Source organism: Magnetospirillum fulvum MGU-K5, from assembly GCF_000442515.1.
In the GTDB taxonomy this organism is placed as follows: domain Bacteria; phylum Pseudomonadota; class Alphaproteobacteria; order Rhodospirillales; family Magnetospirillaceae; genus Phaeospirillum; species Phaeospirillum fulvum_B.
This window is the reverse complement of record NZ_AQPH01000033.1, coordinates 1-22,918: the sequence shown is the minus strand read 5'-3', so window position 1 is coordinate 22,918 and position 22,918 is coordinate 1. Positions and strand designations below refer to the sequence as shown.

Sequence of the window (22,918 nt, the reverse complement as noted above, 5' to 3'; positions counted from 1 at the left end):
CAGCAAGGCGTTCCGTCTACTCACTTTTCACGGAATCCTTCAGGCTGCCGATGCTGTTCTGAAGCTTTCCTTCGCTCTCGTCGATCTTGCCTTCGGCGGTTAGCTTGGCGTCGCCGAAGATCCGTCCGGTCACTTGCTCGATGTTGCCTTTGACCTGCTTGGCCGAGCCGATGATGCGATCCCTGTTCATGGTGATGCCTTTTCTGATGGCAAACCCGCCCGATACCGGCCGCACTATGGCTGGAGCCGACATGCGCGTTACTGTGTCAGTATGGCGGTTTTGTTTTATTGATTTCGCTACGGATGAGATAATATTCGTATGAGACTTGTTTCAATAGCGTCGGATAATACTTAAAATTACTGAATGGGCATGAAAAAAACCGCCGGGCGCGAAGCGGGCGGTTTATCGGGGTCGGCCTGAGGGAAAGGGTCTTACTCGCAACCAATGGCCTAGGCTGGAGCCTGCCATCGGTTGCGAGGGGAAAAAGACCTTAGTCTTCGTCGATGTTCGCGGCGGCGAGGGCCTTGGCCAGCTCGTACACCCGCTTGCGCACCTGAGGATCGGTGATGTTGTAGTAGGCCCGGACCAGTTCCAGGGTCTCGCGCTTGGTCATCGGATCGGCTTCGAACGTCGCCGGTTCTTCGGACAGACCGACCGAGCCTTTGATCACGTTGACCGGGCTCAGGTTCTGAACCGCATCGGACATGTCATCAAAGAAATAGGACACGGGAACGTCAAGGACGCGGGCCAGATCGAACAGCCGCGAGGCCCCGATACGGTTGGCACCACGTTCGTACTTCTGAACCTGCTGGAAGGTCAGGCCAATCGCCTCGCCAAGCTTCTCCTGGCTCATCCCCAGCAACGTGCGGCGAAGTCGCATCCGAGCGCCGACGTGAACGTCAACTGGGTTAGGGGCTCCGCTCTCCAGGCGACCCCGCGTCGAAACGTTCTTCTTAAGCAAAACAAATACCCCTAATCGTATGTGAGGAACCCTCAGTTATTCTAAACACCGCTCGCTCCGACGCAACTGTTTTTTGTATGCAATTGCATACCGGCGTATGCAGACCAATGGTTAAAATTCCCGGTACCAGGATGACGCCAGGAACATTGCCGCCAGCAGGTCGTAAAGTTCTCGCACTGCGGGTTCACGTAGCGTGTCCTCGTGTGCGACCAGCCATAGCGAGACCCCCATCGGCGGCGCGGCAAGGTCAAGCTGGACCAGCTTCGGCTCATAAAGCGTTGAATAATTTGGCAGCAGCGAAACTCCTTCGCCGCCCAGCAGCGGCTGGTGCAGCTTTGGCGTGGTCGACGCGACCAGAACGTCCTTACCTTGCTGTTTGCGCTCGGAAATCAACGCGTTCCAGTCGTTCAATCCGCGAATCGCCTGATAGAACCCGATATCGAGCAATGGTTGCTCAGCCAGATCGTCAAAGTGGTTCAACGGCGGCAGACGCTTCAGGAACTTCCGAGACGCCACCGGAACGAAATGCATGGTGCCGATACGACGGACCCGCAGCGCCCCCTTGAGGCGGGGAATATCGCCGGGCGAGGTGGCGATCACCGAAATGTCGGCCTTATCCGAGGCGGTGGTGAAGGCCAGATCGGGCAAACCGAGTCGGATCATCGAGCGATCCAGCGGCAATTCCGCCTTTTTATGGCCGAGAAGCGCCGGAATCAGGGTGTAGGTCAACAGCCCTTCGCTGGCCGAAACCGTTACCTTGGGCGAGGGGAATGACGACAGGCCGTGCAGCGCACCTTCGAATTCCTCGGCGGCGGCCTGCATCCGCAACGCCCGTTCCAGCAAGGCGGCCCCCGCCGGGGTGGGCGATGCGCCCGAGCGGCGACGGTTGAACAAGGGGCGCCCGATTGCTTCCTCGATCGCGGAAATCCGGCGGCTGACCGTGGTCTGGTCTATCCCAAGCTCTGACGCGGCTCCGGCAAAGCTGCCGCGCGAAGCGCAGGCAATGATCAGCCGGACATCATTCCAATCGTGGAGGCGAAATGAACTCATGCACCCTTCGGGGGTCGGTGTGCGGTATTAAGTTTTCACGGCATACCACACTGCGTCGGACCGTCGCAAGATAGCCCCTGTCGGAATTCTTGCATGGAGACGCAATCATGAGCGCCCTGCTCTCAAAAGATGCCGCGGAGAAACGTTCGCCAACGATCGAGATTCGGTTAGTGCGTACCCCTGACGAACACGCGATGGCGATGGCGGTTCGCGCGGCGGTGTTTCTCGCCGAAGAGGACAACATCACCTATTTCGACGAGTTCAACGGAAACGACTATGTTTCAACCCACCTGATCGCCTATGTCGATGGCGATCCGGCCGGGGTGATCCGCCTGCGCTGGTTCGCCGATTTTGCCTTGCTGGAGCGGGTCGGCATCCGGCGGCGTTATCGCTCGTATCAGGTGCTGGCCGGTCTGGCCCGCGCCGCGCTCGATCTGGCCCGGCAGAAGGGCTATCGCACCGTCGCCGGTCGTGCCCGGCAGGAAACGGTCAATTTCTGGAAGCGGTTCGGCGGGCGTCAGTCGGGCGAGGCGATCCAGATGTATCGCGGAACGTTGGTGCCGATCATCCACGATCTGCCCCGCCGTCCCGATCTGGGGGCGATCGAAGCCGGTCCGTTCGGCGATCCCGAATTCGAAAGCCTGATCGTCCAGCCCGAAGGGTCGTGGGATTTCAGCCGGATCCGGTCTCGTCCCGAATCCCACCGACTGACCGCGGCGGAATAGGTCGGCGATGGGCTGGGATGATCCCACGGGATTGGTTGCCGACATCAACCTTCGCATCGAATTGCGCCGTTTGGCCGATCGTGCGCTGGAGATGGACAACGGCCCGCTGATGGCGATTCTCGAAGTCGCCATCAGCAGCCTCGACGAACGCATTTCCGATCCGTCGAGTTACGTCAAGCGGGAGCATCCCCCGCAGCGCCGCTCGGGGGCGCTGATCTGCCGCAACGTCAGAATCGACGGGCGGCGGACCAGCGTTAAACTGGAGGCGGAGTTCTGGCGGGTCCTTGAAACGCTGTCGTCCGAGCTTGGATGCAGCATCGACGAACTCTGCCAGACCGCCCGGCTGCGCCATCCCGATGGCGGGCTGACCTCGGCGATCCGGGTGTTCGTCCTGGCCAGCCGCGACGGTGGCGCCAGGGCGGTCAAGCCCCGGACCCGGCGGCAGACCGAATCCTACGAATCATAATGGGGCGGGGACGCGACCGGCATTCATGCCCGGTCGCGTCCTCGTCCAGGTCTGTTCGGATTGCCCCGCGCGGCACTGGTCTGCCATTGTGGTCCGCGCGAAATCGAGGCTCGGCAGAAGGTTTTTTCGCGATGGTGTTATTGGAAGCGTCGACACGGCGTGGCTTCCACGAAGCGGTGCATGATATCGCCGAGGCTATCAATGCGGCGGGCGGTTGGGTCGTGACCCATCAGTTCTTCTCGAACCGGCTGGCTTCGATTGCGTTTGAACTTCCCGCCCGCGAGCTTGCCGCGTTCGCCGCCGCGCTTGGCGATCTTGGCGTGACGTTGCATCAGCCGGTGCCCGACCGGGGCACGGAAGCGACCGAGATTGCCGTCCAACTCTCGATCACCTTTGTTCAAGACGGCCCCGATATCAGGCGCGACGTCCCGGCCTTCGGCTGAGAGGCACTGACCTTTCCGGCTGGGTTTAAAGCCGGGAAGGGATGACGTACCATTGGGTCATGGTGCCTCGCCGTTTGCTTCGCTGGATCAGGGCTCTTCCCATCGCTTGGCGCATTCCGCTGGTGGTGGCGCTCAACCTGTTCGTCGCGTTGGCGGTGGGGGGGCTGGGCTGGCACGCGGCGATGGTGACCAGCGGCGATATTGACGCATTGCGGTTGGTCCAGCGCGGCACGGTCGCCTTGTACGATCTCGATACCCGCGCCAGCCGGGTGCAGGGTCTGGTGCGGCAATATCTGGCCAACCCCAGCGACGACCTGTTGAAGGAGGCGATGCGGGCGTCCGAGGAACTGTTCGTGCTGATGGGCGATGCCACCACGGCTGAACCGGTGCCGCGGAGCGATGATGCGGTCGCGATGCACGAAGCAGCGCGGCGGTTCGTCGTCGGGTTCCAAAGCCTGAAGGTGGTCAATGCCGAGATCGCCCGTCTTTATGAAAGTCAGGTTCACCAGACGATCGGCGAAATTTCCGGTCTCTATGCGATTCTGAACTCGACGGCGCGGACCCGGGGCGGCGGCGAACTGGCCCCGGCTCTGGTCAAATCGCACGAGAATTTTGTCGGCACCCTGATCGCGGTCAACGCCTTTTCCTTTGACGGCAATGCCGCCCGCGCCGAGGAAGCCCGCGATGGGCTGGCCCGGATGGCGGAATCGATCCCGGTTCTGACCCGGATCGCCGACAGCGATCTGCAACGCGATGCGCTGGGGATGCTGGCGGTGCGGGCGCGGGTTCTGACCGTCGCGATTGACGAACTGGCCCGCAATTACGAAGAGCGCGGCCGGATTCTGTCGCAGGAACTCGACCCCAGTCAGGCAACGATGTCGGCGGCGATCGAGCGTCTGATCGCGGACAGTCGTGAACGCGAAGAAAATTTGCGCCAACGCTCGCACGATCAATTGACCCGGATGGCGGTGGTCGGTGCGGTCGGCGCTGTGGGGCTTCTGGTGCTGGGCGGGTGGATCAGCGCGATGATCGGCCTGTCGATCCGCCGCCCGCTGCTCGATTTGCATGCGGTGATGGAGGCCGGAGCCGGAGGGGATTGGAGCCGCGCGGTCGAGGACAGCGATCTCAACGACGAACTGGCGGCGATGGCGCGGACGATCGAAGTGTTCCGCTGCCATGCCACCGAGAAAAGGCGGTTGGAGAGCGAGCAGGCCGAAAACGAGAGCCGGGCCGAGGCGGCAAACCGCCGGACCCTGCACGATCTGCTCGCCCAGTTGGAGGCGCACGATTCGTCGAGCTCGTTCGTTTCGTCGCTGAGTGCCGATTCGGCCAGCGAGGTGGGGGAGGTCGCCGCCGTCTTCACCCGAATCCTCGCCAGATTTCACGCCGCCACCGGCGAACGCGATTCCCGGATTTGTGCCCTGACGGCCGCGTGTGACGAGGCGCGGGCCGTTGCCCAGGCACGGGCCGATTTTTTCGTCGCCCTGGCCGCTCGCCTGCGGTCGTCGCTGGTCAATTTGGGTGCGGCGGCCTGGCCAGTGCTCGACCGGCTCGATGCGGCGCTGGATTATGCCCGGCTGGAGCAGGGCGAGTCGCCGCCCACGCCGTGTACGGTTGAGTTGGGCAAGGTGATGGCCGCGGCAATCGCGTTTGCCCAGGCCGGGGCTGGGCACGTTCGGATTGAGTCCCGGATCGATCCTGGTTTGCCGCCGCTGGTTCGTCTCGATCCGGTTTGGTTGGCCCGCCTGATTGGTTTGTTGCTCGACCACGCCGTAGCGGCCGCGACCGGGCGGGTCCGCGTTTTTGCTGATCGGTTGGGACCGGATCGGCCGGAAGCCGCTCCCCGGCTGCGGCTGTGGGTGGTCGATGACGGGGCAGGGGATTCATCGTGGGTCGAAACCCTGCTGCGTCCCAGACCGGACAGCGATGTCAACGAACTGGGGCTGGCGCTGGCCCGCCTGCTGGTGGCCCGGTTGGGGGGAAGCGTCGGCGGCGATGCGTTGGCCGAACTGGGCGGCGCGGTCTGGTGCGTTGTGCCGCTGGACCCGGCCGAGGGGGCAACACCGATCCGTGCCGAGGCCGATTGTTTGATCGGGAAGCGGGTTCTCGTCGTCGCGCCCGACCCCGACGAACGCGGCTTGATCGCCCTGGTTACCGAGCAAGCCGGAGCCGCGGTAGTGCGGGTGCCCGGAGGGCGCGAGGCTCTGGCCGCTTCGGCGCGGGCCAATGCCAGCCGGGCTCCGTTCGATCTGGTCGTGGCTGCAACTCTGGCGCTTGATCCCGATCAACGCGATTCGCTGGGGGCGGTGCCGCTGGTGCTGATCGACGATGGTGATCCGCGCCGCCGTCTGGCCCTGTCGCGCGGTCCGGTCTGTCCGATGGTGATCGGGCGTCCGTTGACCCGCGATCAGGTCTTGTCTGCCGCCGATGCTGCGGTGCGACGAGACGCGACAAGTTGACAAAACTCGATGTTTGACCTCTGCCGATCGGGTGGGTACCTTAGATTTTGGTGGAAATAGGTCTAGGTGCCATGCCCAAAGAAGGTAGGGGGGTGACTCGACCTTCAAGCCCCCCATCCACACTTCCTCCGGGGCGCCTTGAAGCGGTTCATTTCATTAACGAAGCCTTGAAGGGTCCGGCGGCGGCGATTTTTCGTGGCCTTATCCCCGCCTTTGGGTCAATTCACCGCGATCGTTTTTATGACACCGTGATGGACAGCACCGAGCTGTTGAGCGGTTGTCTTCAGATTTTTCAGCTTCAGCGCCGCCATTTCCGCGCCCTGCTGGTCGATGAGCGCGGCCGCGAGGTTCATGACGATCGTGTCCGGCTCCGCTGCGGCCGTTCGGTTCAGGACATTGTCGCGATGATCGTTCGGACCCATGCCAAGCGTCATTTCCGGGTGGCGCTGGGCAGCGATCCCAACGATCCGGCGTCCCGCGCCGGGCGGTTGTATCTGGCGCTGCGTGATTATCTGCTGCACGACTGGCAGGTGCCGCTGGTGCCGCATTACGCCCCGCTGCCGGTCGAAACGGTGCTGCGGCTGGGGCCGGGGTTGCTGGACCTGCGCGATGCCGAAGCCGTGCGGACTCTGACCCCGTCGGCACCGCCGGTTGTTTCCCCCCCCGCTCTTGCCGCCGCGCTTCCGCCGCCGCCGCCGCCCGCTCCGCCGCCGCCGCCCGCTCCGCCGCCCACGCCAGCCCCGTTGCCCCGACTGGTTCCGGCGGCGAATGCTCTGGGCCGACCCTCCTCGCCGCAAGAGGAATTCTGGTGGGATGCGTTGACCGACCGCACTGTGGCCCAGATTCTGGGCAATCGTTCGCCCAGTGAAATGCGCGAGTTGGTCGCCGCCTTGGCCGGTGTCAATGATGCGGTCCGGTCGGAATTATTCGCCGGTCTGTCCTTGACGACGTTCCAGGCGGCCATATGTCTTGCCACCGCCTATCGGGTGCTGGGGCGCAACAGCTTTGCCAATCTGTTCGGCCTGCCCGGCAAGCCCGATAAGATTGCCGTCATCGCCAAAAGGCTGCGCGAGCGGGGGGCAGGGTCGCGTAGCGACCTTAAGACCTTGGCCCGGCTTACCGAGGGGGCGGTAAGAGTGTAACCTCAAGCGATTACGATCCTTCGTCAGGAGCACGCCCAGAGATGAGCTTCGTCACCTCGCGCGATAATCGCTATTTCGAAGATTACCTTCCCGGCTCGGTGCATTCCTGCGGATCGATTGCGGTCGAGGCAGAGGAAGTCGTTTCCTTTGCCCGGCGCTTCGATCCTCAGACCTTCCATATCGATCCCGAAGCGGCGGCCAAGGGGCCGTTTGGCGGTCTGATCGCCAGCGGGTGGCATACCGCCGGGTTGATGATGCGGCTGTTGGCCGACCATTACCTGAGCGATGTCAGCAGCCTCGCCTCGCCCGGGATCGAGCAGTTGCGCTGGCTGCGTCCGGTGCGGCCGGGGGACGAATTGTCGGTGACGGTGACAGTCCAAAACGCGGTGGCCTCGCGCTCGAAGCCCGATCGCGGCGTGGTCACCTCGTCGGTCGAGGTGACCAATCAAAAGGGCGAAGCGGTGATGACGATGATTGCCGTCAACATGATCGCGCGTCGGCCTTCCGATCGGGGGGGCTTGCTTTCCACCCCCGAGCAGAATATGTGAGTCGAATGAGCCAAACGATGACCACCGGCTATCTGGCCGGACAATTGCTGATCGCGATGCCCCAGATGTCCGATCCCCGCTTTGCGCGGACGGTGGTGTATCTGTGCGCCCACAATGCCGAAGGGGCGATGGGCCTTGTCGTCAACCGGGCCTTGGGCGGGCTGACCTTTCCGCAATTGCTCGAGCAGCTTGAAATCCCCTCGACCAGCGAGTGCGAGCAGATTCGGATTCTGTTCGGCGGGCCGGTCGAGGTCGGGCGCGGCTTCGTGCTGCATTCCGACGATTACCTGCACGACAACACGATGCGGGTGGCCGAAGGCGTCGCGTTGACCGCCACCGTTGACGTTTTGCGCGCGATCGCCGAGGGCAGCGGCCCCAGTCGGCTGTTGCTGGCGCTCGGCTATGCCGGGTGGAGTTCGGGTCAGCTTGATAGCGAAATCCGCGACAATGCCTGGCTGATCGCGCCGTCCGATCCCGATTTGCTGTTCGCGCCCGATCTCGAGCGCAAATACGAACAGGCGATCAACAAATTGGGGATCGATGTCGGCCTGCTGTCGGGCGAGGCCGGCCACGCCTAAGGGCGTCTGCATCGTCCCATCCCTTTTTCTTCGCACCCCAGCTATGCAAAAATGTATGGCTGGTCGCGTGGAATGAGCGTTTCTCGGTAACGAGATGCGCCTGTATCTCTGTGTCGCCGCAATAAAATGATAAAAATGGCGGGGAAACAGGGGGGATCGAACCAGCATGGCCTGGAACCAATCCGTTCGCCGTCATTTCGCGTCATGCGGAATGCAACATGCCCAATCCAATGGGCCATGAATAACGAAAGGCGAACAATGTCTCACATTTCGGCCGTACTGACCGATCAGAAAACGGGGGGCGCCGTGGCGCCGAAGCTTGGCAATCCGGCCGTGATCGGTCTGGCTGGGTTCGGGCTGACGACGATGATGCTTCAGTTCCACAATATCGGCTGGGCCGGGATCGGTCCGGTGATCTGGCTGGGTCTGGTGTTCGGTGGCATGGCCCAGGTCATCGCCGGGTTGCAGGAACAGAAGACCGGCAACAATTTCGGCTATGTCGCGTTCACGTCGTTTGGCTGTTTCTGGATTTCGCTGGCGGCGATGCTGATCGGCAATAAGTTCGATCTGTTCCCGTCCTCGACCACCGATATCGGCTGGTTCCTGGTCGGCTGGACCCTGTTCACCGCGATTTTGTGGGTGGGTTCGCTGAAGATCAGCAAGGCGATGGCCGCCTGTTTCACCACCCTGCTGGCGGGCTTCATCCTGCTCGACCTCGCCCATTTCGGCTATCCGCAGATGACCGTCGTGGCGGGTTGGGACCTGTTGGTCTGTGCCGGTCTGGCTTGGTACATGATGGCCAGCATTGTGTTGGGCGATCTGTTCGGCCGTACCGTTCTGCCGGTCGGCAAGCCGGTTCTGTAAGGTTATCTATGGCTGATGAAGGGGATGGCGGGTTTGCTATCCCCGATCCCCGCAGATCACAACGAAGCTGACATTCTTGTAACGGCATTCGACAGCGCTGAGGCCTGCCGCCCGCAGCCAGTCGAGTTGCGGCGCGAGCGGGGTGCGGCGGTCAAAGCTTTGCCGTTCGATCGCGGCATCGATTTCGCCCTGATCGAGGCCGCTGGCGACGACCCGGGCATGCCAATGTTCCCAATAGCGCGCTTCCATCGCCGCATCGTCGCCCGCAATCTGATCGGCATTGACGAAGCGCCCGCCCGGTTTCAGGGCACGGGCGCAGGCGGCGTAGAGGCGGCGCTTGCCTTCGTCTTCCAGATGATGGATCGACAACCCCGACATCACGACGTCATAGGCGGCGATCTCGTCGAGGGCGAGGTGATCCATCACCCGGAAGCGGACCCGATCGGCCCGGTCGGCAAAGCGGGCGCGGGCGCGGCCCAGCATTTCCTCTGACAGATCGGTCAGGGTGAAATCGAGATCGGGGCGAGTCTCGGCGACCAGAGCGGTCAACAGCCCGGTTCCCGCGCCGAGATCGAGAACACGGCCACCGGGCGGAGCCGCCTCGGTCACCAGTTCGATCGCGGTGGCATAGAACTCGTCGAAGCAGGGGATCAGCCGCCGCCGTCCGGCATCGTAGGACGCCGCGGCGCGGTCGAACACGGCGCGGATACCGGAATTCGGTTCTGTCGGAGCCATCGCTATCGTCCTTCGTCGCGATCCTGGAGAGGGCCGGAAGGGTGACTCCTCCCGACCGGGGCTGGCAAGGGCTTTGAGGGGGGACACCACCGGCAAAGCGCGGTAGTCTGACCGCCGTTTTGCCGTCACGAAAGGGAGTTCGCCGTGAAGTTCTTCGTCGATACCGCCGATGTCCAGGAAATCCGCGATCTTGCCGCGACCGGTCTGGTTGACGGCGTTACCACCAACCCGACCCTGATCGCCAAAAGCGGGCGGCGGATTCTCGACGTGATCGCCGAGATCTGCGACATCGTTCCCGGCCCGATTTCGGCCGAAGTCGCCGCCACCGATTACGAGACGATGCTGGCCGAAGGCCGCAAACTGGCGGCGCTGCGCCCCAACGTCGCGGTCAAGGTGCCACTGACGATGGCGGGTTTGCGCACCTGCAAGGCGCTGGCCGATGACGGGATCAAGGTCAACGTCACCCTGTGCTTCTCGGCCAATCAGGCGATCCTGGCGGCAAAGGCCGGGGCGTCGTTCGTGTCGCCCTTCGTCGGGCGTCTTGATGATGTCGGGCAGGACGGGATGGAGTTGATCGGCGATATCGTCTCGATCTTTGACAATTACCCGCTGTTCCGCACCGAGGTTCTGGCCGCCTCGATCCGTCATCCGATGCATGTGACCGAAGCGGCGCGGTTGGGCGCGCATGTCGTCACGATGCCGCCCGCGGTGTTGCGGCAGATGGTTCAGCATCCGCTGACCGACAAGGGACTGGCTACCTTCATGGCCGACTGGCAGAAGACAGGCCAGTCGATTTTGTAGTCTTGGACTTTCCGCACCGCCTCTGTCGTCATATAGTTTCTTTATATGGCGATAGGGGCAGGTGATGGACGGCAATGGCGACCGGGTCGAAGCGATCGTGGCCTTGCGCGGCGCGGGTCGCAGCGCGGTGGGACGCGAACGCATCCGTCTGCTTGAGCAGGTGATCCGGCTGGGCAGCATCACCAAGGCGGCCCAGGAAGTCGGCATCAGTTATAAAGGCGCGTGGGAGGCCTTAAACGCGGTCAACAATCTGTTGCCGCGTCCGGCTGTTGCCGCCCAGGCCGGGGGGCGTCGCGGCGGCGGGGCCGTCGTGACCGAAGACGGTCTGGCGCTGATCGCCGCCTTTCACCAGATGGAAGCCCAACTGGAGCGTGTCGCCGCATTGTTCTCGGCGGGCGGCACCACCCTGGACGCCCCGGAATTGCTGCGCCGCCTGGGGATGCGGACCACCGCCCGCAATGCCTTCCGCTGTCGGGTCGAGGAAATCCGCCTGGGTGGCGTCAATGCCGAAATCGGATTGCGCCTGACCGATCAAGCGACTCTGACCGCGCTGATTACCGTCGAAAGCCTGCGTGATCTTGGTATCGGGTTGGGCCAGGATGTCACCGCCCTGGTGACCTCGAGCTTCGTGGTGCTGGCTGAAGGGGGCGCCGAGCCGCAAGCCACCGCCCGCAATCGTCTGGCCGGGATTGTGTCACGCCGGACCGATGGCCCGGTCAGCAGCGAACTCTGTCTCGATATCGGCGGGGGCAAGACCATCGCCGCCACCGTGACACGCGATTCAGCCCAGTCTTTGCGCCTGAATCCCGGCGATTCCGCCTGGGCTTTGTTCAAGGCGTCGCATGTGATTCTCGCTATCGACTGATCCGGGCGGCGGCAAAGAGGCACCTGTCCTTAGCCATATCCCGGATTAGGAATCTGGTTGACGTATTGGTCAATAGGTACGGATTCCAAGGCGGCCGAGCCTGTCCAGCCATTCGATTTCGATTAAATAATTGAAAATATAAGAAAAATACGCGCAGACCGTTCGGTCGGTGTGCAGACGCGGTATGGGACAAAAGTCTTTCCCGGTTTCGTCGATCTGGCTTTACTTCGGACTTACGTTTACGTAAACGTAAATTGGACAAAACAACGAAACGCAGGGAGAGGTTCTCAAATGTCCGACGTCGAAGATCGTCTGCGGGATGTGCTGCCCCGTCTCAATCGGTTGGGCGCGGTGGTGCGTTTCGATCTGGGCGGTGACGGGTGCTGGGTGGTCGATGCGCGTTCGCCGCATCCCACGCTGACCGAGGGGGAAAGCGACGATGAGGTCGACGCCGCCTGTACAATTCGCCTGTCCGCCGACAATTTGATCAAGCTGATGGACGGAAAGATGGACCCGATGCTCGGCTATACCCTGGGCAAGCTGAAGGTGACCGGGTCGATGGGCGTTGCGATGAAACTGGTCGGCGCGATCGGCTGAGAGCGATTGATTTAATCGCAAGGGATGTGGGGCGACGCGATCGCCCCCATCCCGAGCTCCTGCGAAAACGGTAATAAAACGGGAACATACCGGAGGGCAGGGGCGTAGATTAGACTGACGTTTACGTAAACGTTAGGCTCTTGACGTGGTGAGGGGAGACGGTTAGCTTTACGGCAAGGGCGACGGTAAGATCGCTCCGGGAGGAAAACACACCATGTCACAGATGATTCGCCGCGAGGCGTATGTGGGTATGCTTGGCCTGATTTCAGCGCTGGCGGTTTCCGTCGACGCTCAGGCCGCGGGGTTCGCTTTGCGTGAGCAGAGCGCTGAAGGGTTGGGAAATGCGTATGCCGGCTCAACCGCCAAGGCGTATGATCTCAGCACGATTTTTTATAATCCGGCGGGGATGACCCGGCTGGAAGGGTCCCAGGTGGCCGGTTCGTCCACCTACATCATGCCGACCGCCGTGTTCAACGGTCAGGCCAAGGTGGGGGGGAGCGCGGTTCGTGGTAGCACCGGCGACGATGCGATCATGGATGCGGCGATGGGGTCGGTCTATGGGATGTGGGATGCCGCGCCCGATCTGAAGATCGGCATGGCGGTCACCGCGCCGTATGGCCTGCGCTCGCATTACGAGCCGAACTGGGTCGGGCGCTATCACGCCCTGCAAAGCAACATCACCAACATCAACGCCAATCCGTCGATTGCCTATCGGATCACGCCGAACCTGTCGATCGGGGCAGGCGTTCAGTTGGACTACACCAAGGTGACGCTGTCGCAGGCGATTAATTTCGGCGCCAGCGATGGTAAATCGACGGTGCAGGGCGATGCGATCGGCTATGGCGGCAATGCCGGTCTGTTGTGGGAATTCAGTCCGACATCCCGGGTCGGGCTCAATTACCGCTCGCAGATTGAGCACAACATTTCGGGCAAGGCCCGGTTCGAAGGGGTGCCGAACGGGGTGCCCGGCCCGGCCCGTTTCGCCAACGATAGCGCTTCGGCCAATCTGACCACCCCGGATACGGTGTCGATCGGTGTTTATCACGAGCTGTCGCCGCAATGGGCGGTGATGAGCGACGTGCAATGGACCCGCTGGTCCAGCTTCAAGGAATTGCGGATCAAGTACGGCAACGGCCGCAACGATACCGTCGTTGACGAAAGCTGGCACGATACCTGGTTCCTGTCGCTGGGGGCGACCTACACGACCGAGCAGGCGGGCAAGTTCCATTTCGGTATCGCCTACGACCAGTCGGCGACCGACGATGCCCACCGTACCGCCCGGGTTCCCGACTCGAACCGGTATTGGGTGTCGACCGGATATACCTACGACCTCACCAACAACAATCAGTTCAACATCGGCTATGCCCATTTGTTCGCCGATAAGGCACCGCTCAACGAGTTAGGGACGGCCAATACCGGCACCCTGACCGGCGAGTATGCCAGCAGCGTCGACATCGTCAGCACAAGCTTGTCGATGAAATTCTAGGCTTTGGCCGGAAGGGGTAAGGGATCGTGAATACCATCATGACACATTCTCCGACCACCATCCCGACCTCTCCGGTCGCATCCTTGCTGGATCGGGCGGTGGCGCAGTTTGCCGGCAATCCGGCGATCGATTTCCTGGGGCGGCGGACGACCTATGCCGAACTGGGCGATCTGGTCGACCGGGCCGCCCGAGGCTTCCAACATCTTGGCGTGAAGAAGGGGGTGCGGGTCGGCCTGTGCCTGCCCAACACCCCCTATTTCGTCATCTGTTACTTCGCGGTGCTGAAAATCGGCGGCATCGTGGTCAATTACAACCCGCTCTATGTCGAGCGGGAGCTGAAGCATCAGATCGAGGATTCGGGCACCACCATCATGGTGACCCTCGATCTGAAACAGATTTACCCCAAGGTTGCCGCGATGTTGGACGAGACCTGCCTGGAACGGGTGGTGGTCTGTCCGATGAGCGGCATCCTGCCCTCGGTCAAAAGCGTGTTGTTCTCGGTGTTGCGGCGGTCGGAAATGGCCGTCGTTCCCGAGGATCTCCGCCACGTCCCCTATGCCCGGCTGATTGCCAATGACGGCAAGCCCAAGCCGGTGACGATCACCCCCGAGACCGATGTCGCGGTGCTGCAATATACCGGCGGCACCACCGGGGTCCCCAAGGGGGCGATGCTGACCCATGCCAACCTGACCGCCAATGCCGAGCAGATCCGGCAATGGGTGCCGATCATCCAGCCCGGCCAGGAACGGATGTTGGGGGTGTTGCCGCTGTTCCACGTCTTTGCGATGACGGTGGTGATGAATCTCGGGATCAGCTTTGGCTGCGAGTTGATCTTGCTGCCGCGCTTCGATCTTGAGCAGGTGCTGAAGCTGATCGGCAAGAAAAAGCCGACCTTCTTCCCCGGTGTCCCGACGATCTATACCGCGATCAACGGCGCGGCGGCCAAGGGCGGCTATGACCTGTCGTCGATCCGGATCTGTATCTCGGGCGGCGCGCCGTTGCCGGTCGAGGTGGCGACCCGGTTCGAACAATTGACCGGCTGCCGGGTGGTCGAGGGCTATGGCCTGTCCGAGACCTCACCGGTGGTGACCTGCAATCCGCTGACCGGCGAGGCACGGACCGGCTCGATTGGCAAGACCCTGCCCGGCACGGTGATCGAGGTGCGCTCGCCCGCCGATCCCGAAACGATCCTGGCACCGGGCGAACGCGGCGAAATCTGCGTGCGTGGGCCGCAGGTGATGTCGGGCTACTGGAACCGGCCCGAAGACAGTTCCCTGGTCTTCGTCGATGGGGCGCTCCGCACCGGCGATATCGGCTATGTCGACGAGGACGGCTTTTACTACCTCGTCGACCGGATCAAGGACGTCATCATCTGCGGCGGCTTCAATGTCTATCCCCGCGTGATCGAGGAAGTCCTCTACCAGCATCCGGCGGTGGCCGAAGTGGTGGTGATCGGCATTCCCGATCCGTATCGCGGTCAGGCTCCCAAGGCGTTTGTCCGCCTGCGCGAAGGGGCCGACGCGACGCCTGAAGATTTGAGAACCTTCCTGAGCGGGCAGATTTCCCGGATCGAGATGCCGAAAAGCATCGAATTCCGTGACGAACTGCCCAAGACGATGATCGGCAAGCTGTCGAAACGAGAGCTGGTGGCCGAAGAAAAAGCGCGCGCCGACCGGGCCGCCTCGCGGCAGGACGCCGTCTGATCCGATAGAGAAAGTCTGGAAGATGGCTATGACCATGTCGGTAAACCATGCTATCAGAGCGACGTATAGGGAAGCCTCCGCCCCTTTACGTCAACATGTGCACCTATGGATGCAAAACCGTCATGGAAAAACTCTACTCGGTCACCGAGCTGGCGCGCGAGCTGGGAGTCACGCCCCGCACCATCCGCTTTTACGAGGATCAGGGGCTGATCCGGCCACAACGCGCCGGCAATGCCCGGGTCTACACCCATCGCGACCGCGCCCGGATGATTCTGATCCTGCGCGGCAAGCGGCTGGGCTTCACGTTGCGGGACATCAAGGAATTTCTCGATCTGTACGTGGTCGATACCACCCAGGTCGGGCAGTTGCGGCTTCTCGTTACCAAGGTTCACGAGCGCATCGCCCAGCTCGAGGACCAGCTTCAGGCGGTGCAGACCTCCTTGAGCGAATTGCGCGATATCGAGCGGATCAGTCTCGAGACCTTGCGCACCAAGGGCGTGGATATCGGTTCCGCCTAGAAAAGAGAGGGCCTCAGGCCGTACAGCCCCTCTTTTCGACGGCGTTCCTCCAAACCAATCAAGTCCTGGAGACTCGTCGATGAAAAAGGTGGTTGTCGCCGGTTATGTGCGCTCGCCCTTCACTCCGGCCAAGAAGGGGGACCTGGCGTCGGTTCGTCCCGACGATCTGGCTGGACAAGTGGTCCAAGCCCTGGTCGCCCGCTCCGGGATTCCGGCGGGCGATATCGAGGATCTTCTGCTCGGCTGCGCCTTCCCCGAGGGCGAGCAGGGCTTCAACCTCGCCCGTCTGGTCGGCATGATCGCCGATCTGCCCCAATCGGTCGGGGCTGCGACGCTGAACCGCTTCTGCGGCTCGTCGATGACCTCGGTTCATGTCGCGGTCGGCTCGATCCTGGCCGGGGCCGGTGACGTCTTCGTCTGCGCCGGTGTCGAAAGCATGACCCGGGTGCCGATGATGGGCTTTAACCCGCTGCCCAACCCAGCGCTGGCCGCTCGTCTGCCCGCCGCTTATATCGGGATGGGCGACACCGCCGAGAACGTCGCGGCCCGCTATGGCATCAGCCGCCGCGAGCAGGAAGAATTTGCCGTGGCCTCGCATCGCCGCGCCACCGCTGCCCGCGAGGCCGGTCTGTTCGATGCCGAGATCGTTCCGATTACCGGCCGCAAGGGCACGGTTGCCGCCGACGGCTGCATCCGTCCCGACACCACGCTGGAAAGCCTGGCCGAACTGAAGCCCGCCTTTAACGCCCAAGGTGTCGTCACCGCCGGAACCTCCTCGCCGTTGACCGACGGCGCGTCTGCGGTGCTGGTCTGCTCCGAAGAGTATGCCCGTGCCCATGGGCTGGAAATCCTGGCGGCGATCAAGAGCTTTGCGGTGTGCGGTTGCGATCCGGCGGTGATGGGCATCGGCCCGGTGGGTGCGACCCGCAAGGCGTTGTCGCGTGCCGGGATCGGGGTCGAGCAACTGGACGTGATCGAACTGAACGAAGCCTTCGCCAGCCAGTCGATCGCTTGCATCCGTGATCTCGGCCTTGCTGCCGACAAGATCAATCTCGACGGCGGCGCGATCGCGCTTGGCCATCCGTTGGGCGCGACCGGTGCCCGCATCGTCGGCAAGGCGGCCGCGCTGCTGAAGCGGGAAAAGGGCCGGTTCGCCCTAGCTACCCAATGCATCGGCGGCGGTCAGGGCATCGCCACCATCCTGGAGGCGGTGTGATGGACAACATCAAAAAAGTTGCCGTGATCGGGGCGGGGACGATGGGGGCGGGGATCGCCGCCCAGGTCGCCAACGCCGGTATCCCGGTGCTGTTGCTCGATATCGTTCCCACCGATGCGACCAACCGCAACGTCATTGCCGAAGGCGCGCTGGAGCGGCTGAAGAAAGCCGACCCGGCGGCGTTCATGAGCCGGGATGCCGCCCGGCTGGTGACGCCCGGCAATATCGAGGACCATCTGGCCGGTCTGGCGGATTGCGATTGGATCGTTGAAGCGGTGATCGAACGGCTCGACATCAAGCAATCGCTTTACGCCAAGATTGAGTCGGCGCGCAAACCCGGCAGCGTGGTGTCGTCGAACACCTCGACGATCCCGCTGGCGGCGCTGGTCGGCGGTCTGCCCGACAGCTTTGCCCGTGATTTCTGCATCACCCACTTCTTCAACCCGCCGCGTTACATGCGGCTGCTTGAACTGGTCGGTGGCCCCGCCACCCGGCCCGAGGCGCTGGCGGCGGTGCGCAGCTTCGCCGATCACCGTCTGGGCAAGAGCGTCGTTGATGCCAAGGACCGTCCCGGCTTCATCGCCAACCGGCTGGGGGTCTACTGGCTCCAGGCGGCGGTGATCGAAGCGGTCGAGATGGGGCTGGATATCGAAGACGTCGATGCGATCGTCGGCCGCCCGATGGGCATCCCCAAGACCGGGGTGTTCGGCCTGCTTGATCTGGTCGGGCTCGATCTGATGCCGCATGTCAATGCCAGTCTGGCGGCGGCGTTGCCCGCCGACGATCCGTTCCACAGCCTGAACCGGCCAGTGCCGCTGGTCGAGCGGCTGATCGCCGACGGCTATACCGGGCGCAAGGGTAAGGGCGGCTTTTACCGCGTCAATCGCGAGGCGGGGAAGCGCAAGGAAGCAATCGATCTCGTCACCGGCACCTTCCGGCCCGCTCGCAAAGCCGATGTCGAGGCGATTGCCGCTGCCGGTCGCTCGCTGAATGCGTTGCTCGATCACGACAGCCCGCACGGGCGTTATGCCTGGCGGGTGCTGGGCCGCACCCTGGCCTATGCCGCTTTCCTGCTGGGTGATGCCGCCGACGAAGTCGAGGCGATCGATGAGGCGATGCGGCTGGGCTACAATTGGAAGCAGGGGCCGTTCCAGTTGATCGACAAGCTGGGCGTCGATTGGCTGATCGCGAAGCTGGAGAGCGAAGGTTGGGCGGTGCCGCCTGCGCTCAGTCTCGCCGCCGGTCGGACCTTCCACCGGATCGAGGCGGGCAAGCGTCAGGTGCTGGGCCTCGACGGGGCCTATCGCGATCTGGTCCGCCCCGAAGGCGTCGTTCTGCTCGAAGACCTCAAGCTCGACCGTCAGCCGGTGATGAAGAACGGCTCGGCCGCGCTGTGGGATATCGGCGACGGCGTTGCCTGCTTTGAATTCACCAGCAAAATGAACTCGATCGACGGCGAGATCATGGATTTGCTGGGCAAGGCGATCCGCCGGGTCAAGAAGGACTTCAAGGCCCTGGTGATCTACAACGAGGGCAGCAATTTCTCGGCCGGAGCCAATCTCGGGCTGGCCCTGTTCGCCGCCAACATCGCTGCCTGGACCGAGATCGACCAGATGGTCAGCGCCGGGCAGCAGACCTATCGCGCTCTCAAATACGCGCCGTTCCCGGTGGTCGGCGCGCCGTCGGGGATGGCCTTGGGCGGCGGCTGCGAAATCCTGCTCCATTGCGACGCGGTTCAGGCCCATGCCGAGACCTATGTCGGTCTGGTCGAGGTCGGCGTCGGTCTGGTGCCGGGCTGGGGCGGCTGCAAGGAAATGCTGTCGCGCTGGTCGAATGCGGGGACGTTGCCCAAGGGACCGATGCCCGCGGTGGCCAAGGTGTTCGAAACGGTGGCGGTTGCGACCGTCGCCAAATCGGCAGCCGAGGCCAAGGAACTGCTGTTCCTGCGCCCCAGTGACGGGATCACGATGAACCGCGCCCGTCTGCTCGCCGATGCCAAGGCCCGCGCCTTGTCGCTGGTCGAAGGCTATGTGCCGCCCGCGCCGCCGGTGCTGACCCTGCCCGGACCCAGTGGCAAGGTCGCGCTTGAACTCGCCATCGGCACGCTGCGCCGTCAGGGCAAGGCGACGCCGCATGACGAGGTGGTCAGCGGCGCGCTGGCCGAAGTGCTGACCGGCGGCGATACCGATGTCACCACACCGCTTGACGAGGAACAGGTGCTGGACCTGGAACGCAGCCGCTTCATGCGGCTGGCGCGCCATCCCGGCACCCTTGCCCGGATCGAGACGATGCTGATGACCGGCAAGCCTCTGCGCAACTGATCGCCTTTCTGACGGATAGGAAGAACCATCATGGCCAGTTACACGGCTCCCCTGCGCGACATGCGCTATGTCCTCTTCGACCTGATGGAAGGCGATGGCCTCGCCACTCTGCCCGGCTTCGAGGATTTCACCCGCGACCTGATCGACCCGGTGCTCGACGAAGCCGCGAAGGTCTGCGAACAGGTGCTGCACCCGATCAATCGCTCGGGCGACGAGGAAGGTTGCACCTTCGAGAACGGCGTGGTGCGGACGCCCAAAGGCTTCCGCGAAGCCTATACCCTGTTCCGCGAGGGCGGCTGGACCTCGATCTCGTGCGATCCCGCCCATGGCGGCCAGGGCTGGCCGAAATCGGTCGGTATCCTGATCGAGGAAATGATCTGCTCGGCCAATCTGTCGTTCGGGATGTATCCCGGCCTCAGCCATGGCGCCTATGTCGCCCTGCACGCCCACGGCTCGGATGAGCTGAAGGAAACCTATCTGCCCAAGCTGGTCGATGGGACGTGGTCGGGGACGATGTGCCTGACCGAGCCGCATTGCGGCACCGATCTCGGCCTGCTCCGCACCAAGGCGGTCCCCCAGGGCGACGGCAGCTTTAAACTGACCGGAACCAAGATCTTCATTTCGGCGGGCGATCACGACCTGACCGAAAACATCATTCACCTTGTCCTGGCCCGTCTGCCCGACGCGCCCAAGGGGGTGAAGGGGATCAGCCTGTTCCTGGTGCCGAAATACCGGGTCAATCCCGATGGCACGCCGGGAGCGTCCAACGGCGTCTCGTGTGGCTCGATCGAGCACAAGATGGGGATCAAGGCCTCGTCGACCTGCGTGATGAATTTCGACGATTCGGTCGGTTGGCTGGTCGGCGAGGCCAATAAGGGCATGCGGGCGATGTTCGCGATGATGAACACCGAACGCCTGTCTGTGGGCGTGCAGGGGCTGGGTCTGGCCGAGGCGTCCTATCAGGGCGCGGTGGCCTATGCCCGCGAACGGCTCCAGGGCCGCTCGCTGACCGGGACCAAGCATCCCGACAAGCCCGCCGATCCGATCATCGTTCATCCCGACGTGCGGCGGATGCTGTTGACCCACCGCGCCTATGTCGAGGGCAGTCGGGCCCTGGCCGCCTGGGTCGGTCGCGCCATCGATGACGAGGAACATCATCCCGACCCGGCGACCCGGGCCGAGGCCGAGGAATTTGTCGCCCTGATGACTCCGGTGGTCAAGGCGCTGCTGACCGATCTCGGCTTCGAGGCGACCAATCTGGGGATGCAGGTGTTCGGCGGCCATGGCTTCATCCGCGAACATGGGATGGAGCAGTACGTCCGCGATTGCCGGATCGCCCAGATTTACGAAGGCACCAACGGCATTCAGGCGCTCGATCTGGTCGGGCGCAAGCTGCCCGCCAATGCCGGACGCAACCTGCGCCGGTTCTTCCATCCGGTCTCGGCCTTCATCGAGGCCAAGGTCGAGGACGAGCAATTGGGCGAGTTCGTTCAGCCGCTGGCCAAGGCGTTCGTCCGTCTCCAGCAGGCGACCGCCCAGGTTGCCCGCGTCGGCATGGCCAATCCCGATGAAGCCGGAGCGGCGGCGACCGACTATCTCCGCCTGCTTGGGCTGACCGCGCTCGGCTATCTGTGGGCGCGGATGGCCGAGGTCAGCCTGAGCAAGTTGGACAACGATCCCGATGGCTTCCACCGCGCCAAGATCGCCACCGCCCGTTTCTATGTCGAGCGGGTGCTGCCCCAGACCAACGCCTTGTTCGCGATGGTGATGGCGGGCGGCAAGTCGATGATGGCGTTCGACGAAGCTGCTTTTTAGTCCGGGAGAGGGGAGGCGAATGTGAACCTGTGGTTTCGATTGCTGGCGGTGCTGGTCGCCTCCCTGTTCCGCCCCCGGCTGGCCTTGACCGATTCGTCGGTCCTGCGTTTCCGGGTGTGGCCGCACGATCTGGACATCAACATCCACATGAACAACGCCCGCTATCTCGCGCTGATGGACCTTGGGCGATTGGACATGATCCTGCGCGGAACCTTGTGGCGGACGGTGCTGCGCGAACGCTGGCAACCGGTGCTGGCCGGGAGCGTGGTGCGCTATCGCCGTCCGTTGCGCCCCTTCCAGCGGTTCAGCCTGACCAGTCGGCTGATCGCCTGGGACGAACGCTGGCTCTACATGGAACACCGGGTCGAGACGGCGGAAGGATTGTCCTGTCAGGCGCTGATGCGGGGTGCGTTCGTGGCCAAGGGCGGTGTGGTGTCGCCGTCGGCGGTGATCGCGGCGGCGGGGTTCTCTGGCCCATCGCCCGCCATCCCGGCCTGGGTCGGATCGTGGCGGGAAATGGATATCGCATTTGAACAGACACCGGCGGAACCGCCGGTCGAACAGGGGGAAGCGGCATGAGATCGCTGTCGGGAAAAACTCTCTTCATTACCGGGGCCAGCCGGGGTATCGGCAAGGCGATCGCGCTCCGGGCCGCCCGCGACGGGGCCAACATCATCGTCGCCGCCAAGACCGAGACGCCCCATGCGCGGCTGCCCGGCACCATTCACGATACCGCCGCCGAGATCGAGGCGGCGGGTGGGGCCGCGCTCGCGGTCAAGCTCGACGTTCGCGACGAGGCCGAGATCAATGCGGCGGTGGCCCAGGCGGTCGATCGTTTCAGCGGGATCGACATCGTCGTCAACAATGCCAGCGCGATCAGCCTGACCGGAACCGCCGACACCGAGATCAAGCGCTATGACCTGATGATGTCGGTCAATGTGCGCGGCACGTTTGCCGTCACCCGCGCCTGTCTGCCCCATCTGAAGCAGGCGGCCAACCCGCATATTCTGGTGATGGGGCCGCCGCCGTCGCTGTTGCCCCGCTGGTACGGCCCGCATGTGGCCTACACCATCAGCAAGATGGGGATGAGCCTCTTGGCGATGGGCTGGGCCGAGGAATTCCGCGATTCCGGGATTGCCGCCAACGGGCTGTGGCCGCGCACCCTGATCGACACCGCCGCGATGAGCATGGTTGGCGCGATCAAGCCCGCGCATTGCCGCCGCCCCGACATCGTCGCCGATGCCGCCCACGCGATCCTGACCCGTCCGGCGCGGGATTGCACCGGGCGCTTCTTCATCGACGAAGAGGTCTTGGCCGAAGAGGGCATCACCGATCTTGCCGCCTATGCGGTCGATCCCAACGGTCTGCTGCTGACCGATCTGTTCGTAGAGGAAGCCGTTCGATGAGAATCCTGGTCGCGGTCAAACGGGTGGTTGATTACAACGTCAAGGTCCGGGTCAAATCGGACAAGAGCGGGGTCGAGACCGCCAACATCAAATTCAGCATGAATCCGTTTGACGAGATCGCGGTCGAGGAGGCGGTTCGGCTGAAGGAAGCGGGCATCGCCACCGAGATCGTCGCGGTTTCGGTTGGGCCGCAGACGGCGACCGAGACGTTGCGGACT

General features: G+C 63.3%; 24 protein-coding genes. 20 read left to right on the top strand and 4 right to left on the bottom strand.

Going from position 1 to position 22,918, the window contains the following annotated elements; genetic code table 11:
- Nucleotides 1–16: 16 nt before the first annotated feature.
- From K678_RS09780 to K678_RS09770, 3 genes are all read right to left on the bottom strand, one after another.
- On the bottom strand, nt 17–253 hold the full coding sequence (locus K678_RS09780; protein ID WP_231376243.1) for a CsbD family protein: 237 nt from the start codon (nt 251–253) through the stop codon (nt 17–19).
- A 238-nt stretch (nt 254–491) separates the two neighbouring features.
- Complete coding sequence (locus K678_RS09775; protein WP_039852688.1) at nt 492–962, bottom strand: helix-turn-helix domain-containing protein; 471 nt, start codon at nt 960–962, stop codon at nt 492–494.
- A 111-nt stretch (nt 963–1,073) separates the two neighbouring features.
- Nucleotides 1,074–2,012, bottom strand: a complete 939-nt coding sequence (locus tag K678_RS09770) for a LysR family transcriptional regulator (RefSeq protein WP_021132293.1) — start codon at nt 2,010–2,012, stop codon at nt 1,074–1,076.
- A 107-nt stretch (nt 2,013–2,119) separates the two neighbouring features.
- Between K678_RS09770 and K678_RS09765 the strand changes: the two genes are divergently transcribed.
- The 8 genes from K678_RS09765 to K678_RS09730 all read left to right on the top strand — a co-directional run bounded on the left by K678_RS09765 (nt 2,120) and on the right by K678_RS09730 (nt 9,237).
- The gene (locus K678_RS09765) at nt 2,120–2,737 is read left to right on the top strand and encodes a GNAT family N-acetyltransferase (RefSeq protein ID WP_021132292.1); all 618 of its coding nucleotides are present in this window, start codon (nt 2,120–2,122) and stop codon (nt 2,735–2,737) included.
- Nucleotides 2,738–2,744: 7 nt separating this feature from the next.
- Entirely contained in the window at nt 2,745–3,203 is a 459-nt protein-coding gene (locus K678_RS09760) for a ribbon-helix-helix domain-containing protein (RefSeq protein WP_021132291.1), read from the top strand.
- 131 nt (nt 3,204–3,334) lie between these two features.
- Nucleotides 3,335–3,646 (top strand): hypothetical protein, encoded by a 312-nt coding sequence (locus K678_RS09755; protein WP_021132290.1) that lies wholly within the window; start codon nt 3,335–3,337, stop codon nt 3,644–3,646.
- 41 nt (nt 3,647–3,687) lie between these two features.
- Nucleotides 3,688–6,105 (top strand): ATP-binding protein, encoded by a 2,418-nt coding sequence (locus K678_RS09750; RefSeq protein WP_155804516.1) that lies wholly within the window; start codon nt 3,688–3,690, stop codon nt 6,103–6,105.
- Between the two features lie 251 nt (nt 6,106–6,356).
- Nucleotides 6,357–7,247: a hypothetical protein gene (locus K678_RS18645; protein ID WP_155804515.1), complete on the top strand. Its 891-nt coding sequence runs from the start codon at nt 6,357–6,359 to the stop codon at nt 7,245–7,247.
- 41 nt (nt 7,248–7,288) lie between these two features.
- A complete protein-coding gene (locus K678_RS09740) occupies nt 7,289–7,795 on the top strand; it encodes a MaoC family dehydratase (protein ID WP_021132287.1) in 507 nt (168 codons plus the stop codon).
- Nucleotides 7,796–7,800: 5 nt separating this feature from the next.
- Nucleotides 7,801–8,373, top strand: coding sequence for a YqgE/AlgH family protein (locus K678_RS09735; protein WP_196802565.1), 573 nt, complete (start codon nt 7,801–7,803; stop codon nt 8,371–8,373).
- A 258-nt stretch (nt 8,374–8,631) separates the two neighbouring features.
- Nucleotides 8,632–9,237, top strand: coding sequence for an acetate uptake transporter (locus tag K678_RS09730; RefSeq protein ID WP_021132285.1), 606 nt, complete (start codon nt 8,632–8,634; stop codon nt 9,235–9,237).
- Between the two features lie 36 nt (nt 9,238–9,273).
- Here K678_RS09730 and K678_RS09725 read toward each other — a convergent pair whose 3' ends face one another.
- Nucleotides 9,274–9,972, bottom strand: coding sequence for a class I SAM-dependent methyltransferase (locus tag K678_RS09725; protein WP_021132284.1), 699 nt, complete (start codon nt 9,970–9,972; stop codon nt 9,274–9,276).
- Nucleotides 9,973–10,116: 144 nt separating this feature from the next.
- Here K678_RS09725 and fsa point away from each other — a divergent pair, with 144 nt between their 5' ends.
- The 12 genes from fsa to K678_RS09665 all read left to right on the top strand — a co-directional run.
- Nucleotides 10,117–10,773, top strand: a complete 657-nt coding sequence (gene fsa, locus K678_RS09720) for a fructose-6-phosphate aldolase (RefSeq protein ID WP_021132283.1) — start codon at nt 10,117–10,119, stop codon at nt 10,771–10,773.
- Between the two features lie 64 nt (nt 10,774–10,837).
- A complete protein-coding gene (locus tag K678_RS09715) occupies nt 10,838–11,638 on the top strand; it encodes a TOBE domain-containing protein (protein WP_021132282.1) in 801 nt (266 codons plus the stop codon).
- Between the two features lie 291 nt (nt 11,639–11,929).
- Complete coding sequence (locus K678_RS09710) at nt 11,930–12,235, top strand: SCP2 sterol-binding domain-containing protein (RefSeq protein ID WP_021132281.1); 306 nt, start codon at nt 11,930–11,932, stop codon at nt 12,233–12,235.
- 214 nt (nt 12,236–12,449) lie between these two features.
- Nucleotides 12,450–13,721 (top strand): OmpP1/FadL family transporter, encoded by a 1,272-nt coding sequence (locus tag K678_RS09705; protein WP_021132280.1) that lies wholly within the window; start codon nt 12,450–12,452, stop codon nt 13,719–13,721.
- Nucleotides 13,722–13,759: 38 nt separating this feature from the next.
- Nucleotides 13,760–15,424: a long-chain-fatty-acid--CoA ligase gene (locus K678_RS09700; RefSeq protein ID WP_039852681.1), complete on the top strand. Its 1,665-nt coding sequence runs from the start codon at nt 13,760–13,762 to the stop codon at nt 15,422–15,424.
- A 122-nt stretch (nt 15,425–15,546) separates the two neighbouring features.
- Entirely contained in the window at nt 15,547–15,942 is a 396-nt protein-coding gene (locus tag K678_RS09695) for a MerR family transcriptional regulator (RefSeq protein WP_002728579.1), read from the top strand.
- Between the two features lie 79 nt (nt 15,943–16,021).
- Nucleotides 16,022–17,158: a thiolase family protein gene (locus K678_RS09690; protein ID WP_021132278.1), complete on the top strand. Its 1,137-nt coding sequence runs from the start codon at nt 16,022–16,024 to the stop codon at nt 17,156–17,158.
- A complete protein-coding gene (locus K678_RS09685; RefSeq protein WP_021132277.1) occupies nt 17,158–19,479 on the top strand; it encodes a 3-hydroxyacyl-CoA dehydrogenase/enoyl-CoA hydratase family protein in 2,322 nt (773 codons plus the stop codon). Before K678_RS09690 ends, K678_RS09685 begins: the two co-directional genes overlap by 1 nt.
- Nucleotides 19,480–19,509: 30 nt before the next feature.
- A complete protein-coding gene (locus tag K678_RS09680; protein WP_021132276.1) occupies nt 19,510–21,294 on the top strand; it encodes an acyl-CoA dehydrogenase C-terminal domain-containing protein in 1,785 nt (594 codons plus the stop codon).
- A 21-nt stretch (nt 21,295–21,315) separates the two neighbouring features.
- Nucleotides 21,316–21,873: a thioesterase family protein gene (locus K678_RS09675; protein WP_021132275.1), complete on the top strand. Its 558-nt coding sequence runs from the start codon at nt 21,316–21,318 to the stop codon at nt 21,871–21,873.
- Nucleotides 21,870–22,700 carry an SDR family oxidoreductase gene (locus K678_RS09670; protein ID WP_021132274.1) on the top strand — a complete coding sequence of 277 codons (831 nt, stop codon included), beginning with the start codon at nt 21,870–21,872 and terminating at the stop codon, nt 22,698–22,700. Before K678_RS09675 ends, K678_RS09670 begins: the two co-directional genes overlap by 4 nt.
- Nucleotides 22,697–22,918: electron transfer flavoprotein subunit beta/FixA family protein (locus tag K678_RS09665; protein WP_021132273.1), on the top strand; the 222-nt coding region annotated here is incomplete at its 3' end. The genes K678_RS09670 and K678_RS09665, both read left to right, overlap by 4 nt.

Bases quoted from the DNA above. Each gene is read 5' to 3' on its own strand.
- K678_RS09715 (WP_021132282.1), top strand. From the start codon at position 10,838: ATGGACGGCAATGGCGACCGGGTCGAAGCGATCGTGGCCTTGCGCGGC.
- K678_RS09700 (WP_039852681.1), top strand. From the start codon at position 13,760: ATGACACATTCTCCGACCACCATCCCGACCTCTCCGGTCGCATCCTTG.
- K678_RS09730 (WP_021132285.1), top strand. From the start codon at position 8,632: ATGTCTCACATTTCGGCCGTACTGACCGATCAGAAAACGGGGGGCGCC.
- K678_RS09755 (WP_021132290.1), top strand. From the start codon at position 3,335: ATGGTGTTATTGGAAGCGTCGACACGGCGTGGCTTCCACGAAGCGGTG.
- K678_RS09695 (WP_002728579.1), top strand. From the start codon at position 15,547: ATGGAAAAACTCTACTCGGTCACCGAGCTGGCGCGCGAGCTGGGAGTC.
- K678_RS09690 (WP_021132278.1), top strand. From the start codon at position 16,022: ATGAAAAAGGTGGTTGTCGCCGGTTATGTGCGCTCGCCCTTCACTCCG.
- K678_RS09685 (WP_021132277.1), top strand. From the start codon at position 17,158: ATGGACAACATCAAAAAAGTTGCCGTGATCGGGGCGGGGACGATGGGG.
- K678_RS09680 (WP_021132276.1), top strand. From the start codon at position 19,510: ATGGCCAGTTACACGGCTCCCCTGCGCGACATGCGCTATGTCCTCTTC.
- K678_RS09765 (WP_021132292.1), top strand. From the start codon at position 2,120: ATGAGCGCCCTGCTCTCAAAAGATGCCGCGGAGAAACGTTCGCCAACG.
- K678_RS09740 (WP_021132287.1), top strand. From the start codon at position 7,289: ATGAGCTTCGTCACCTCGCGCGATAATCGCTATTTCGAAGATTACCTT.
- K678_RS18645 (WP_155804515.1), top strand. From the start codon at position 6,357: ATGGACAGCACCGAGCTGTTGAGCGGTTGTCTTCAGATTTTTCAGCTT.
- K678_RS09725 (WP_021132284.1), bottom strand. From the start codon at position 9,972: ATGGCTCCGACAGAACCGAATTCCGGTATCCGCGCCGTGTTCGACCGC.
- K678_RS09770 (WP_021132293.1), bottom strand. From the start codon at position 2,012: ATGAGTTCATTTCGCCTCCACGATTGGAATGATGTCCGGCTGATCATT.
- K678_RS09735 (WP_196802565.1), top strand. From the start codon at position 7,801: ATGAGCCAAACGATGACCACCGGCTATCTGGCCGGACAATTGCTGATC.
- K678_RS09750 (WP_155804516.1), top strand. From the start codon at position 3,688: ATGACGTACCATTGGGTCATGGTGCCTCGCCGTTTGCTTCGCTGGATC.
- K678_RS09780 (WP_231376243.1), bottom strand. From the start codon at position 253: ATGTCGGCTCCAGCCATAGTGCGGCCGGTATCGGGCGGGTTTGCCATC.
- K678_RS09760 (WP_021132291.1), top strand. From the start codon at position 2,745: ATGGGCTGGGATGATCCCACGGGATTGGTTGCCGACATCAACCTTCGC.
- K678_RS09710 (WP_021132281.1), top strand. From the start codon at position 11,930: ATGTCCGACGTCGAAGATCGTCTGCGGGATGTGCTGCCCCGTCTCAAT.
- K678_RS09705 (WP_021132280.1), top strand. From the start codon at position 12,450: ATGTCACAGATGATTCGCCGCGAGGCGTATGTGGGTATGCTTGGCCTG.
- K678_RS09670 (WP_021132274.1), top strand. From the start codon at position 21,870: ATGAGATCGCTGTCGGGAAAAACTCTCTTCATTACCGGGGCCAGCCGG.